General features: G+C 70.3%; 16 protein-coding genes and 1 pseudogene. 10 read left to right on the plus strand and 7 right to left on the minus strand.

Annotated features, from left to right (window positions below; all coding sequences use genetic code 11):
* The 5 genes and pseudogenes from Q8M88_RS01830 to hrcA form a co-directional block, all read right to left on the minus strand.
* Positions 1-259: pseudogene (locus tag Q8M88_RS01830) on the minus strand (DNA gyrase subunit B); the annotation flags it as partial.
* A complete protein-coding gene (gene recF / locus Q8M88_RS01835; protein WP_305594495.1) occupies positions 256-1,398 on the minus strand; it encodes a DNA replication/repair protein RecF in 1,143 nt (380 codons plus the stop codon). The gene recF and the pseudogene Q8M88_RS01830, both read right to left, overlap by 4 nt.
* Before the next feature lie 89 nt (positions 1,399-1,487).
* Positions 1,488-2,606 (minus strand): DNA polymerase III subunit beta, encoded by a 1,119-nt coding sequence (dnaN, locus tag Q8M88_RS01840; RefSeq protein WP_305594497.1) that lies wholly within the window; start codon positions 2,604-2,606, stop codon positions 1,488-1,490.
* Between the two features lie 370 nt (positions 2,607-2,976).
* Positions 2,977-3,585, minus strand: a complete 609-nt coding sequence (gene grpE / locus Q8M88_RS01845; protein WP_305594499.1) for a nucleotide exchange factor GrpE — start codon at positions 3,583-3,585, stop codon at positions 2,977-2,979.
* 12 nt (positions 3,586-3,597) lie between these two features.
* On the minus strand, positions 3,598-4,698 hold the full coding sequence (gene hrcA / locus Q8M88_RS01850; RefSeq protein ID WP_305594501.1) for a heat-inducible transcriptional repressor HrcA: 1,101 nt from the start codon (positions 4,696-4,698) through the stop codon (positions 3,598-3,600).
* Positions 4,699-4,776: 78 nt separating this feature from the next.
* Here hrcA and rph point away from each other — a divergent pair, with 78 nt between their 5' ends.
* Positions 4,777-5,493, plus strand: coding sequence for a ribonuclease PH (gene rph / locus Q8M88_RS01855; protein WP_305594503.1), 717 nt, complete (start codon positions 4,777-4,779; stop codon positions 5,491-5,493).
* Between the two features lie 5 nt (positions 5,494-5,498).
* Here rph and Q8M88_RS01860 read toward each other — a convergent pair whose 3' ends face one another.
* Both Q8M88_RS01860 and Q8M88_RS01865 read right to left on the minus strand, forming a co-directional pair.
* Positions 5,499-5,711 carry a helix-turn-helix transcriptional regulator gene (locus Q8M88_RS01860; protein ID WP_305594505.1) on the minus strand — a complete coding sequence of 71 codons (213 nt, stop codon included), beginning with the start codon at positions 5,709-5,711 and terminating at the stop codon, positions 5,499-5,501.
* Between the two features lie 13 nt (positions 5,712-5,724).
* Positions 5,725-6,255 (minus strand): DUF2975 domain-containing protein, encoded by a 531-nt coding sequence (locus Q8M88_RS01865; RefSeq protein WP_305594507.1) that lies wholly within the window; start codon positions 6,253-6,255, stop codon positions 5,725-5,727.
* A gap of 118 nt (positions 6,256-6,373) precedes the next feature.
* Between Q8M88_RS01865 and rdgB the strand changes: the two genes are divergently transcribed.
* The 9 genes from rdgB to Q8M88_RS01910 all read left to right on the plus strand — a co-directional run.
* Positions 6,374-6,973, plus strand: coding sequence for an RdgB/HAM1 family non-canonical purine NTP pyrophosphatase (gene rdgB, locus Q8M88_RS01870; RefSeq protein WP_305594508.1), 600 nt, complete (start codon positions 6,374-6,376; stop codon positions 6,971-6,973).
* Entirely contained in the window at positions 6,970-8,127 is a 1,158-nt protein-coding gene (gene hemW / locus Q8M88_RS01875) for a radical SAM family heme chaperone HemW (protein WP_305594510.1), read from the plus strand. The genes rdgB and hemW overlap by 4 nt, the downstream gene beginning before the upstream one ends.
* Before the next feature lie 63 nt (positions 8,128-8,190).
* A complete protein-coding gene (gene rsmI, locus Q8M88_RS01880; protein ID WP_305594512.1) occupies positions 8,191-9,063 on the plus strand; it encodes a 16S rRNA (cytidine(1402)-2'-O)-methyltransferase in 873 nt (290 codons plus the stop codon).
* Positions 9,060-9,434, plus strand: a complete 375-nt coding sequence (locus Q8M88_RS01885) for a YraN family protein (protein WP_305594514.1) — start codon at positions 9,060-9,062, stop codon at positions 9,432-9,434. Before rsmI ends, Q8M88_RS01885 begins: the two co-directional genes overlap by 4 nt.
* A gap of 18 nt (positions 9,435-9,452) precedes the next feature.
* Positions 9,453-10,268 carry a transglutaminase family protein gene (locus tag Q8M88_RS01890; RefSeq protein WP_305594516.1) on the plus strand — a complete coding sequence of 272 codons (816 nt, stop codon included), beginning with the start codon at positions 9,453-9,455 and terminating at the stop codon, positions 10,266-10,268.
* Positions 10,269-10,327: 59 nt separating this feature from the next.
* A complete protein-coding gene (gene gshB, locus Q8M88_RS01895) occupies positions 10,328-11,272 on the plus strand; it encodes a glutathione synthase (protein WP_305594518.1) in 945 nt (314 codons plus the stop codon).
* 107 nt (positions 11,273-11,379) lie between these two features.
* Positions 11,380-11,781: a helix-turn-helix transcriptional regulator gene (locus tag Q8M88_RS01900; protein WP_305594520.1), complete on the plus strand. Its 402-nt coding sequence runs from the start codon at positions 11,380-11,382 to the stop codon at positions 11,779-11,781.
* Complete coding sequence (locus tag Q8M88_RS01905; protein WP_305594522.1) at positions 11,781-12,350, plus strand: DUF899 family protein; 570 nt, start codon at positions 11,781-11,783, stop codon at positions 12,348-12,350. The genes Q8M88_RS01900 and Q8M88_RS01905 overlap by 1 nt, the downstream gene beginning before the upstream one ends.
* A gap of 194 nt (positions 12,351-12,544) precedes the next feature.
* Positions 12,545-13,755, plus strand: a 1,211-nt coding sequence (locus Q8M88_RS01910) for a YifB family Mg chelatase-like AAA ATPase (protein WP_305594524.1), incomplete at its 3' end; no start/stop codon positions are given.

Consider the following 13,755-nt stretch of genomic DNA (forward strand, 5'->3'; position numbering starts at 1 on the left):
TGACCGTCACCGAGCCGTCGGGATTGAGGATCACCTCGACCCGCGTCGCCCAGCCGGCCAGGGTTTCGTCGATGGCGTTGTCGACCACCTCATAGACCATGTGGTGCAGGCCAGAGCCGTCGTCGGTGTCGCCGATATACATGCCCGGGCGCTTGCGCACCGCGTCCAGGCCCTTGAGCACCTTGATCGACTCCGCGCCGTACTCGGCCTGGCCGGGGTTTTCGCCGCCGGTTTCGTTGGGGGATTCGCTGGGGGTCATAGGTTTTCCAAAATCGCATGGCCGGCGGCGTCCACGCGCACGCCTTGAGCCCGGCCTCTGAGGTCTTCGAACAGATGCTCGTCCGTGCCGGTGAGAAAGGCCTGGAGACCGAGCGCCGTGATTTCGTCGAACAGCGCCGCCCGTCTGCGACGGTCCAGATGCGCTGCGACTTCGTCCAACAACAATATAGGGTTCGGGGCTGATTCTGCACGCGAAAGTCGCGCCGCCTGGGCCAAAACCAGGTTTAATATCAGCGCTTTCTGCTCCCCCGTCGAGCATTCAGCCGCCGCACGGTCCTTTTCGGCGTGCCAGACCGCCAGATCGCCCCGATGCGGCCCGGTCAGCGCCCGTCCGGCGGCGGCGTCACGCTCGCGGGCGAGCACCAACGCGCGGCCCAGTCGCGCTTCGATCTCATCGGTTTCGACGCCTGATGCGGCCATCTGCTCCCACTCGCCGGTGAGGGTCAGGCGCGCCTGGGGGAACGGCCGGTCGCCACGTCTGGCGATCTCGGCGCTCAGCGCCTCCAGCGCCCGAGCCCGCGACACCGCCATCAGCGCGCCAGCCCGCGCCAGCCGCGCCTCCAGCGCGTCGAGCCATACCGGATCGCCCGCGTTGTCGATCAGCAGGCGCATGCGTTCGCGTTGGGCCTTGTCGTAGGCGACCGCATGAGCGGCGTGCGCGGGCTCGGCGGCGAACACCAGCCGGTCGAAGAACCGCCGTCGCTCGCCCGCGCCTTCCAGGAACAGCCGGTCCTGGGCCGGCGTCAGCCACACCTGGCGCTGGTAATCGGCGAGTCGGCCAGGCGGCACGGTCTCGCCCTCCAGCCGCACAGCGCGCCGCGCCGAGCCGGACTGCTCGATGCCGGTCCCCAGTCGCACCGGCTCGCCGTCGGCCTCGATGGTCACGGAGACCGCCCAGGCGCGGCCCTGCGCCTCGCCGGGCATCCGCCGGCCGACCTCCGCCAGGCTCGCGCCACGCAAGCCTCTGCCAGGGGTCAGCAGGCTGACCGCCTCCAGCAGATTGGTCTTCCCCGCCCCGTTCGGACCCACCAGGAACACCGCGCGCCCGTCCAGCGCGAGCTCGGCGCTTGCGTAGGACCGGAAATCCGTGAGGGTCAGACGTGTGAGAGCCGTGCGCACCGCCCGCTCTTAGCGGGTTTTGGCCAACGGAGCGAAGATCGGCTCGCACCGCCTCTCCGGCCCCTTCCCCCGAGGGGGAAGGGAGATGCCTACACCCGCAGCGGCATCAGGACGTAGCGGACGTCGGCGTCGGTGGGGTCGAGGACCAGGGCAGGGTCGTTGGGGCCGCCGAAGCGGAATTCGGCCTGGGGGGCAGAGACCTGGTCGGTGACGTCCAGCAGGTAGCGGGCGTTGAACGACAGCTCGAACGGCTCGCCGTCGTAGTCGATCTCCAGCTCCTCGACCGCCTGGCCGGCCTCCATGTTGCGCACGGTCAGGATCATGCGGCCGGGTTCCATGGCCATGCGCACCGAGCGCGACTTCTCGGCCGAGATCGTCGCCACCCGGTCGACGGCTTGCGCGAACAGCTTGTTGTCGACCAGCATCACCCTGTTGTTGTCGCGCGGGATCACCCGGCTGTAGTCGGGGAACGAGCCGTCGATGACCTTGGAGGTCAGCGCTGCGCCGTTGAATTCGAAGCGCACCTTCTGGGCGCTGAGCTGCACGTCGACCTGCTCGCCGGCGTCGTCGAGCAGGCGTCGGGCCTCGCCGACGGTCTTGCGCGGCACGATCACCCCGGGCGAGCCGACTGCGCCCTCCGGCGCCGGCATCTCGGCCAGGGCGAGGCGGTGGCCGTCGGTGGCGACGGCGCGCAACTTGGCCACCCCGTCCTCGACCACCGTGTGGAGATAGAGGCCGTTCAGGTAGTAGCGCGTCTCCTCGGTGGAGATGGCGAAGCGGGTCTTGTCCATCAGCCGGATCAGGTCGGCCACATCGACGCCGATGCGCCCCGACAGTCCGTCCGACGACATCACCGGGAAATCCCCCGACGGCAGCACCGGCAGGTTGAAGCGCGAGCGGCCGGCGGCCACCGTCAGCCGCGGGTCCTCGCCGGTGAAGCTGAGCTGCACATCGGAGCCGTCCGGCAGCTTGCGCACGATCTCGTAGAGCGTGTGGGCCGGCGCGGTGATCTGGCCGGGCTGGTCCACCTGGGCCAACGCCTGGTCGATGATCTCCATGTCCAGGTCGGTGGCCGAGAAGCTCAGGCGGTCGCGGTCCGCCGACAGCAGCACATTGGACAGGATCGGGATGGTGTTCCGTCGCTCAACCGCGCTCTGCACGTGACCCAGCGCCTTCAGCAGCGCCGCCCGCTCAATCGTCAACTTCATGTGCCGTCCGACCTCATCAAGGCGCGGACCGAGCTCGGCCGCGACCCCGCATCCCCAAGGAAAAGGACCTGCGACCTTAGCGGAATCCGGAGCCGGCGAAAGAGCTCAGAAGGGCGTCCGACGCAGCATTTGCGAGTCGGAGCGAGTTAGCCCAGATGCCGCGCCCGCGGCGGGCTGCGGCTTGAATCCCATGGAAGATTGCGAGCCTGGCGTCTCGGGCCTGTCAAGGACCGGCCCTTGGCCGGTCGCGCCGCGGCGAGCCTCCATTCACGTCATCCTCGGGCTTGTGCCGAGGATCCATGCACACGGCAAAAGCCGGAAATTCAGGTCCGAGGATGACGTCGGTGGATGTGGTGGTCGACTCGCCGCCCTAAGCCGTGCGGTCCACCGCGCCGCCTGACGCGTCGGTTTCGCCGGAGTCGTAGGGGTTGTGCGCCTGGGGCTCGGCGGACGTCTGAGGCCCGGAGCCCTTGGCGGCGACGATGACCATGGCCGGGCGCACCACGCGCCCGAACAACTCGTAGCCGGACTGCAACACCTGGATGACGCCGCCGCCGGCGATCTCGGCCGAGGGCTGCTCCATCACCGCCTGGTGCTGGTGGGGGTCGAACTTGGCGCCGGGCGCGGGCTCGACGCGCTTCAGGCCGTTGCGGTCGAAGGCCGCCTGCAGTTCCTTGTCGGTCATCTCGACGCCGACGACGAAGTTCTTCACCGGTCCGTCGACGGCTTCCGGCGCGGCGGCGAGCGCACGCTGCAGGTTGTCGGCGACGCCCAGCAGGTCGCGGGCGAACTTCTGGATCGCATAGGCGCGGGCGTCGTTGGCCTCACGCTCGGCGCGGCGTTTGGTGTTCTCGGCGTCGGCGGCGTAGCGCAGCACCTGTTCCTTCAGCGCCGCGGCCTCGGCGCGCAGCGCCTCCAGTTCACCCGTCTCGGCGGCGGGCTGGGCTTCGTCGGCGGCGGGGGTGTGATCTTCGGACATCATGTTCCTGGTCTAGCTGTTCATCACCTGGCCAAGCACGCGGGCGGTGTAATCCACCAACGGAATGATCCGGGCGTAGTTCAAACGCGCCGGGCCGATCACGCCGATCGCACCCAGCACGCGCTGGTCGCCCGTCATATAGGGGGCCGCGATCACGGCGGAACCCGAAAGCGAAAACAGCCGCGTTTCGGCGCCGATGAATATGCGCACGCCCTCGCCCTCGCGCACCCCGTCCAGCAGGTTGATCAACTGCTCCTTCTGCTCCAGGTCGCCAAACAGCATGCGCACGCGTTCCAGGTCCTCGGCGGCGTGCGGCGCGCCCAGCAGGTTGGCGTGGCCGCGCACGATCAGCGCGCGATCCTGGTTGTCGCCGCCGCCCCAGGCGGCCAGCCCGTCCTCGACCAGCCGCGCGGCGGTGGCGTCCAGCTCGCGCCTCGCCCGCTCCAGCTCGGCGCCCAGGTCGGTGCGCGCCTCGGCGATGGTGCGGCCGCTGAGCGAGGCGTTGAGGAAGTTGGAGGCTTCGGTCAGCGCTGAGGGCGTGACCCCGGCGGCCAGGCGCACCAGGCGGTTCTCCACCGAGCCGTCCTCGAACACCATGATCGCCAGCGCCCGGTCGACGCCCAGCGCCACGAACTCCACGTGTTTCACGCCGGCGTCCCGGATCGGCGTCACCACCACGCCTGCGCCGCCGGCCAGGCCCGACAGGATCGAGGATGCTTCGCTCAGCGCGTCGTCGAAGTTGCCGCCGCGGGCCGCGAGCCTCGCCTCGATCATCCGGCGCTCGTCTTCGCCGACGTCGCCTACCTCCAGCAGCCCGTCGACGAACAGCCGCAGGCCCGCGTGGGTCGGCAGCCGTCCGGCGCTGACGTGCGGCGCGCCCAGCAGGCCGAGCTGCGTCAGGTCCTGCATGGTGTTGCGGATCGAGGCCGGCGACAGGTGGACGCCCGCCTTGGAGAGGGTCCGCGAGCCCACCGGCTCGCCGGTGTCCAGGTAGGACTCGACGATATGCCGGAAGATCTCGCGGGCGCGGGCGTCGAGTTCGGCGAGGGTCGGCCCGGGGGTAAGCAGGCTGCTGGGCACGTGTGGTGATCGCTCCGTGGTCGGCGCGCCCATGGACTGGACCTTCGCGATCTAGGATAAGCGCCGCCTGCCGAGGCGCAAGCGCCCGCCCCCCGCCAAGGAGACCCGCCCATGCGTCCTTCAGAACGCGCCGCCGACCTGCTTCGTCCCGTGACCCTCGAAGTCGGCGTCAACCGCTACGCGGAGGGCTCCTGCCTGGTCAGCTTCGGCCACACCAAGGTGCTGGTCACCGCCAGCCTCGAAGAGGGCGTGCCGCCGTTCCTGCGCGGTCGCGGCCAGGGCTGGGTCACCGCCGAGTACGGCATGCTGCCGCGAGCCACCCACACCCGCGGGCGACGCGAAGCCGCCCAGGGCAAGCAGTCCGGCCGCACCCAGGAAATCCAGCGGCTGATCGGCCGGTCGCTGCGCGCGGTCACCGACCTGAAGGCGCTGGGCGAGCGGCAGATCTCGGTGGACTGCGACGTGATCCAGGCCGACGGCGGCACCCGCACCGCCGCGATCACCGGCGCCTGGGTCGCCCTGCGCAAGGCCACCCGCTACATGCTGGACGAAGGCCTGATCAAGACTGACCCGATCCTCGACCAGGTGGCGGCGGTGTCGTGCGGCGTGTTCGCCGACACGCCGGTGCTGGACCTCGACTATGAGGAGGATTCCAACGCCGAAGCGGACTCCAACTTCGTGCTGACCGGATCGGGCGCCATTGTCGAGATCCAGGCCACCGGCGAAAAGCGCGGCTTCAGCCAGGCCGAATTCGAGCAGCTCTTCGCCCTGGCCCGCAAGGGCATCGGCGAATTGTGCGTCCTGCAGCGCGCCGCCAGCGGAAGCTGAGGGGCTCAGTCCGGCTCGGCCGTCCACGACAGCAGCTCGCCGGGAGCGCACTGCAACTCCCGGCAGAGCGCGTCCAGCGTCGAGAACCGCAAGGCGCGCGCCTCGCCGTCGCGCAGGATCGCCAGGTCCGTGGCCGCCACGCCCACCCGGTCGGCGAGCTCGGCCAGCGACATCCGCCGCGCCAGCAGCAGTTCGTCCAGATGAATGCGCACGGCCACGCTCAGCGCTCCCTCAGATCGTCAGCTCGGCTTCGCGCCGAAGCCTGGCGCCTTCGCGGAACACCTCGGCCAGGACGAACACCACCAGCACCGAAAACCACGCGGTCAGGCTGAAGTCCGGCTCCACCTTGTCGACGCCCGGCAGCAGCCAGGCCCCCAGCGCCCACAGCAGGTAACGGCCAAGCTCAAGCCCCGCCAGGATCAGGCCGATGGTGCGCAGCCGGGTGACGTTGTCCGGATGGAACGGATCGCCCGCCGTCAGGGTCGCGAAAATCCGCCGCAGCCGCCCGACGATCGCCAGCACGCCGCCGATGTACAGCGCCGCGGCCGCAAGCCCCGCCGCCAGCAGCGGCCCGCGGCGCGTGACCTGCGCGCCCGCGCCATCGCTCGCGAGACCCGCCAGCAGGTCCGGGTCAAAGCTCAGCAGCAGGGCGGCGAGGATCAGCAGGCCCACCGCCGCCATGGCGATCCACAGAGCGCCGGACACCACGTCCAGGACGATCTTCAGGACGCTCGACACCGAGCCGGGACCCAGGGCGCGCATGCGTTGCTCCGTCTGACCTGCCGCGCCGCGAGCCTAGCCGATCGCGCCGGCCCAGGCGCGCCTTGCGATGATCGGGCGCACGCCTATGGTCTCGCGCGTCGCTGACAGGAGGATCGACATGGCCCTGAAGCTGGAGCCCGGCGCGCGCCTTGTGGTGGCGACGCACAACCCCGGCAAGGCGGTGGAGTTGGCGCAGGTCCTCGATAACCGCTTCGTGCTGGTGACCGCCGGCGAGCTGGGCCTGGCCGAGCCGGACGAGACCGAGACCACCTTCACCGGCAACGCCCTGCTCAAGGCCCGCGCCGCCGCCCAGGCCAGCGGTCTGATCGCGCTCGCCGACGATTCCGGCCTGTCGGTCAGCGCCTTGGATGGCGCGCCCGGCATCTACTCCGCCCGCTGGGCCGGCCCTGACCGCGACTTTTCCGAAGCCATGCGCAAGGTGGAGTCCCGACTGGAGGAGGTCGGCGCTGAGGATTTCTCCGCCTGGTTCACCTGCGCGCTCGCGGTCGCCTGGCCGGACGGGCCGATGGTGGCGGTCGAGGGCCGCATCGACGGGACCCTGACCTTCCCGGCGCGGGGCACGCGAGGATTTGGCTACGACCCGATCTTCACGCCGACCGGCGGGGAGCTGACCTTCGGCGAGATGGAGCCCGCGGCGAAGGACGCGATCAGCCATCGGGCGCTCGCCTTCGCCAAGCTCAAGGCCGCCCTGCTGTGACCAACCGGCCGCCGCTGGGCGTCTATGTCCACTGGCCCTATTGCGCGCGGATCTGTCCCTACTGCGACTTCAACGTGTTTCGCGACCGCGGTCGGCGGGCTGAACAACTGACCCTCGTTCAGGCGATCGAGGCCGACCTCACCGCCCAGGCGGCGCTGAGCGGCCCACGGTCGCTGGTCTCGATCTTCTTCGGCGGCGGGACGCCCTCTCTGATGGACCCTGAGTGGGCCGGGCGCCTCATCGCCCTCGCCGTCAAGCTGTGGACGCCCACCGAGGACCTCGAGGTCTCGCTGGAGGCCAATCCCACCGACGCCGAGGCTGACCGGTTCGCGGCCTTCGCCGACGCCGGAGTCCGCCGCCTGTCGCTCGGCCTGCAATCGTTGAACGACGACGCCTTGGGCTTTCTGGGCCGCAATCATGATGCGGCGGCCGGCATGCGCGCCGCCCGCGCCGCCCGCAGGGCCTTCCCCCGCCTGTCGCTGGACCTGATCTATGCGCGCCCCGGGCAAACGGTTTCCGACTGGCGGTCAGAACTGCAGGCGGCCCTCGACCTCGACCCGGAACACCTGTCGCCCTACCAGTTGACCATCGAAGACGGCACGCCGTTCGACCGCGCCGTGCGCCGCGGCCGCATCGCCCCGCCGGGCGAAGACGCCGCCACCGACCTTTTCGAGACGACCCAGACGACCCTGGAGGCCGCCGGTTTCGACGCCTACGAGGTCTCCAACCACGCCAGGGGCGAGGACGCGCGCTCGCGGCACAATCTCGTCTACTGGCGCGGCTGGGACTATGTCGGCGCCGGCCCCGGCGCGCACGGGCGTCTGACGATCGACGGCGCGCGGCAGGCGACGATCGCGGCGATGAAGCCCGTGGACTACATCGCCTGTGTCGCCCAGCGCGGCGTCGGTTTCGCGACACGCGAGACTTTGAACCCCGTCGAAGCGGCTGAGGAACGCCTGCTGCTCGGCCTGCGGATCGACGACGGGGTGGGTTTCGAGGAGGTTTCCGCGCTCGGCCTGCGCCCCTCGTCACCGCAAGTGCGCGAGCTGGTCGACCTGGGCCTGCTGGCGGCAGACCCTACTCGCCTGCGCGCCACGCGCCAGGGCCGCCTGCTGCTGGATCGGGTCACCGCCGCGCTCATCACCGGCGCCTGAGGCTTCGCGGCGCGCGGGTGGAGGCTTGCCTTCGGCGCGCCAAGCGGCGAACCCTGCGCGGCCATGGCCCGCGCGATCATCCCGCCCATCCTGTCCGACGCGCCGCTGGCGCCGGGCCTCTATGTGGTGGCCACGCCCATCGGCAACCTGCGCGACATCACCCTGCGCGCGCTCGACGTGCTCAACGCCGCCGACGTGGTGCTGGCCGAGGACACCCGGGTGAGCGGCAAGCTGCTCGCCGCCTACGGTTTGTCGGCCAAGCTCGAGCGCTATGACGAGCACGCCGCCGAACGCATGCGCCCCCGCGTGATGGCAAAGCTCGCGGCCGGCGAGCGGGTAGCGTTGATCTCCGACGCCGGCACGCCGCTGATCTCCGACCCTGGTTACCGGCTGGTGCGCGAGGCGGCGGCCGAGGGCTTCACCGTCTTCGCCATTCCAGGCCCGTCGGCGCTGCTGGCCGGCCTCTCGTTGGCCGGGCTGCCCACCGACCGGTTCCTGTTCGCGGGTTTCCCGCCGCCCCGCAGCGCCGCGCGCCGCGTCTTCCTGGAGGAGGTGGCGGGCGTCCGCGCCACCCTGGTGTTCTTCGAGGGCGGCTCCAGACTGGCCGCCAGCCTGGCTGACATGGCCCACGTGTTCGGCCCGCGCGAGGCCGTGGTCTGCCGCGAACTGACCAAGCTCTATGAAACGGTGGTCCGCGGGTCCCTGCCCGACCTCGCCGCCGACCCCGCCTTTGCTGCGCCCAAGGGCGAGATCGTCGTCCTGGTCGCACCCGGCCGCGAGGAGGAGGCCAGCGCTGCAGACGCCGACACGGCCCTGCGCGACGCCCTCACTCGGCTGCGGCCCGCCGAGGCCGCGAGCGAGGTCGCCAAGGCGCTCGGCATTCCCCGCCGCGACCTCTACCGCCGGGCCATGACGCTGAAGGGCGGCGGCGCATGAGCAAAGCCCGCAGCCTGCGCGGCGCGGCGGCGCGGTTGTCCGGCCGCCAGGCCGAGGTTTGGGCGGCGCTGTGGCTGATGCTCAAGGGCTACCGCATCCTGGGCTTTCGGCTGCGCACGCCGCAGGGCGAGATCGACCTGCTGGCCCAGCGCGGCGCGGTGCTGGCGGTGGTCGAGGTGAAGCGCCGGGCCAGCCTCGCCCAGGCGCTGGAAGCGGTGAGTTTCGAGCAGCGCGAAAGGCTGCGGCGGGCCGGACGCTCGCTGGCCGCCCGCCGAAGGGGCCTTCAGGGCGCGGCCGTACGCCTCGACCTGATCGCACTCGCCCCCGGCAAGCTTCCCCGGCATAGTCGCGACGCCTGGAACGGCGCGTAACTCGATTCATGTAGCCTGATGACCCGCGACGACGCCCAGATCCTACTGACCGAGGCCGGCCAGGCTTCAGACGGCGACTTCCCGCTGCTGGACGCGGCGATCGCCTGCGCCCTGCATGAGGATCCCAGTCGCGACCCCCAGGCCGCGCGCGACCTGGCCGCCGCCGGGGTCGACCGCCTGTCCGCCCGTCTGAAGACCGAGAGCGCCGAAGAGGCCCTGGCCGAGGCCATGGCCGGCGATCTGGGCCTGAACGGCGACCTGTTCACCTACGAGCACCCCGACAACGCCGACCTGTTGGCCGTCGCCGAACGGCGCAGGGGCCTGCCGGTGGCGCTGGGCGTCTATTACCTGCACGTGGCGCGGCGCTGCGGCCTTACGGTGCAGGGCGTGGATTTTCCCGGCCACTTCCTGCTCCGCATCGAGACTGAGGAAGGTCCGCTGGCGCTGGATCCGTTCAGCGAGGGCCGAGTCGTGATGCCCTCGGAGCTGACCAGGCGCGCTCTGCACGCGGGCCTGACGCCCGACATCGCCGACCGGCTGGACCGGCTGATGGCTCCGGTGAGCAACCGTGCGGTGCTGATCCGCCTGCAGAACAACATCTTCGCCCGCGCCCAGTCGGCCCGCGCCTACGCCCGCGCCGAGCGCGCGGCGTTGAGGCGCGCCCTGCTCGACCCCAAGGATCATCGTCCATGGCTGGACGTCGCTGCGGCGCGGGAAGGCCAGGGCGCTCTGGCAGGGGCGCTGGAGGCGCTGGCGCGGGCTTCGGCGCTGGACGGCGGCGCGGCGCTGGCCGCCCGCGCCCAGCGCGAACGCATGCGGCTGCGCCTGAACTGATCCTGGCGCGCCGCCGGCGTGCGGAGTATCTGCATCACCTTCGCTGTGAGGAGCCCGCCATGCCGTTGAAGGTCGCTGTTCAGATGGACCCCCTGGAGGGGATCAATATCGAAGGCGACACGACCTTCCTGATGATGGAGACGGCGCAGGCGCGCGGCCATTCGCTGTTCGTCTACACTCCCGACAGGCTGTCCCTGGAAGAGGGTCGAGTCACCGCCCGCGGCCGCCCGGTCGAGATCCGCCGCGCCAAGGGCGACCATGCGACCTTCGGCGACTATCAGCGGCTGGACCTGGAAGAGGTCGACGTGGTGCTGCTGCGCCAGGATCCGCCCTTCGACATGGCCTACATCACCAGCACCCACCTGCTGGACGTGGTGCACCCCAAGACCCTGGTGGTGAACAACCCCACCGAGGTGCGCAATGCGCCGGAAAAGTTGTTCGTCACCGGCTTTCCGGGCGTCCAGCCGCCGACCCTGATCACCTCCGACGTCGAGGCGATCTACGACTTCCGCGCGCGCCAGGGCGACATCGTGCTGAAGCCGCTTTACGGCGGCGGCGGATCGGGTGTGGCCCGGCTGTTGGCGGACGATCCCAACCTCGACGCCCTGCTGGAGCTGCACGCGATGATCGGCCGCGAGCCGGTGATCGCCCAGAAGTTCATCCCCGCCGTGGTCAAGGGCGACAAGCGCATCCTGCTGGTCGACGGCGAGCCGGTGGGCGCGGTCAACCGGGTGCCGAACGCCGGCCAGATCCGCTCCAACCTGCGGGTGGGCGGGCGCGCCGAGGCCGTGGAGCTGACCGCCCGCGACCTGGAGCTCTGCGCGATCATCGGCCCTGAGCTGAAGCGCCGGGGCCTGCTGTTCGTCGGCATCGACGTGATCGGCGAGTTCCTGACCGAGATCAACGTCACCTCCCCTACCGGCGCCCAGCAGCTCAAGCACTTCACCGGGATAGACGCCACCGAAAAGCTCTGGGAACGCATCGAAGCGATCCGAGCCGGTTAGAGACCCGTTTCCGGCCATAACCCGCATCCCAGCCAAGGCCGGGCTGAGAGATCTTGAATCATCAACCAATCAGTTGACTCTCAACCGATCCGTTGATTGATTAAGGCATGGACGTTCTGCCTCTGCCCGCGCGCCACGACCCCGCCTGGGATGAGGCCGCGCAGCTCGACGCGGTGTTCTTCGCCCTCTCCGACCCCGTCCGCCGCACGATCCTGGAGCGGCTGGACACCGGCGCCCTGCTGGTCTCGGAGATCGCCGAGCCCTTCGACATCTCGCTGCAGGCGGTGTCGCGCCACATTCACGTGCTGGTGCGCGCGGGCCTGGTGCGTCAGGCGCGCAGCGGCCGGGTCAGCCGTTGCACCCTGGACGCCGCGCCGATCTACGCCGCCGCGCTGTGGATGAACCGCTACGCCAAGTACTGGCAGGCCGGCTTCGACGCCCTCGCCCAACACCTGCTGCGCATCGACGAGACGCGCGGCTCCGCGATTCAAGACAACGGAGACGAATGATGGACTACGCCCAAACCCGTGAGACCCTGTCCGGCCATCGCGCCCGCATCGAAGCGCTGCGCGCCGAGATGCGCCAGATCCAGGCCGACGTCATCCCGCAGCCGGTGGCCGACTATGAGCTCAGCCGCCCAGGGGGTCCGGTGCGGCTATCGGAGTTGTTCGGGGCCAAGGACGACCTGTTCGTCATCCACAACATGGGGACCGGCTGTCCCGCCTGCACCATGTGGGCGGACGGCTTCAACGGCGTCTACGACCACCTGGCCGATCGAGCCGCCTTCGTGGTCTCGAGCCCCAACACGCCGGACGTCCAGCGCGCGTTCGCCGCCGGCCGCGGCTGGCGTTTCCCGATGGTCAGTCACCAAGGCACCAGCTTCGCCGCCGATATGGGCTATCACCGCAATGGCGGCTGGCAGCCGGGGCTCTCGGTCTTTCAGCGCCAGGGCGATCAGATCCTGCGCGTGTCCGACACCGAACTCGGGCCGAACGACGACTTCTGCTCCGCCTGGCACATGTTCGCCATGCTGCCGCAGGGCGCGGCCGGCTGGTTTCCAAAGTTCAACTACGCCTGAGGCGCAGCTTATGCGATGCTACGATCACGCTCCGGACGGGCGGGGCTACGGCACAGCTAGCCTGTGAGTCTAAGTGGCGGCGCTAGAGCGCAGAAACCACTGATCTTCCCGATAAGTTCATCATTTGTTCTTGATCCGAACCGCGTTCTGCGGCAGCCTTGTGGATAACTCAAGGCGTCAAAAAGCGGGGAACGATGGTCGCGCGGGTGGTCACCTTGGCCTTTCAAGGGGTTGAGGCGCGGCGCGTCGACGTCGAGGTCCAGCTGACCGGCGGCGAGGTCAAGTTCATGCTGGTCGGATTGGGCGACAAGGCAGTCGCCGAAAGCCGCGAGCGGGTGCGGGCCGCCTTCGCAGGGCTCGGCCTGGCCATGCCGGCCAGACGGATCATCGCCAACCTGGCCCCTGCCGACCTGCCCAAGGAGGGCAGCCACGACGATCTGCCGATCGCGCTCGCGGTGATGGCCTCGATGGGCGTCATTCCGCCCGACGCCCTGGCCGGATGGGCGGCGGTCGGCGAACTCTCGTTGGACGGCCGCATCGTCGGCGTGGCCGGGGCGCTGCCCGCGGCGGTCGCCGCCGGATCGATGAATCTCGGCCTGATCTGCCCTAAGGACTGCGGGGCGGAGGCCGCCTGGGCTGGCGACGTGCGCCTGCTGGCCGCACCGTCGCTGGTGGCGGTGATCAACCACTTCCGCGGAACCCAGATGCTGTCGCCGCCGAAGCCCGGGCCGATGGTCGACGGCGCGCGCGTCCCCGACCTGCGCGAGGTCAAGGGTCAGGAGCAGGCCAAGCGGGCGCTGGAGATCGCAGCGGCAGGCGGCCACAACCTGCTGTTCTGCGGTCCGCCGGGGTCCGGCAAGTCGATGATGGCCGCGCGCCTGCCGGGTCTCCTGCCGCCGCTGACGCCGGAGGAGCTGCTGCAGACCTCGATGGTGCATTCCATCGCCGGCCTGATCGCCAAGGGCGAGCTGACGCGGGCGAGGCCCTTCCGCACCCCTCACCATTCCGCCAGCATGGCGGCGCTGACCGGCGGCGGGATCAAGGCCAAGCCCGGCGAGGTGTCGCTGGCGCATAACGGCGTGCTGTTCCTCGACGAGCTGCCGGAGTTCTCGGCACAGGCCCTGGACAGCCTGCGCCAACCGCTGGAGACCGGCGAGGTGGTGGTGGCCCGCGCCAACGCCCACGTGCGCTACCCGGCGCGCTTCCAGTTGATCGCGGCGATGAACCCGTGCCGGTGCGGCAATGGCGGCGCCGGCCGCGGCGCCTGTGGGCGCGCGCCGCGCTGCCAGTCGGACTACCAGGGCAAGGTGTCTGGCCCGATGATGGACCGCATCGACCTGCAGGTGGACGTGCCGCCGGTCACCGCCGCCGATCTCGCCCTGCCGCCGCCGGCGGAGGGCACCGC

Source organism: Phenylobacterium sp. (assembly GCF_030693805.1).
Taxonomy (GTDB): Bacteria; Pseudomonadota; Alphaproteobacteria; order Caulobacterales; family Caulobacteraceae; genus Phenylobacterium.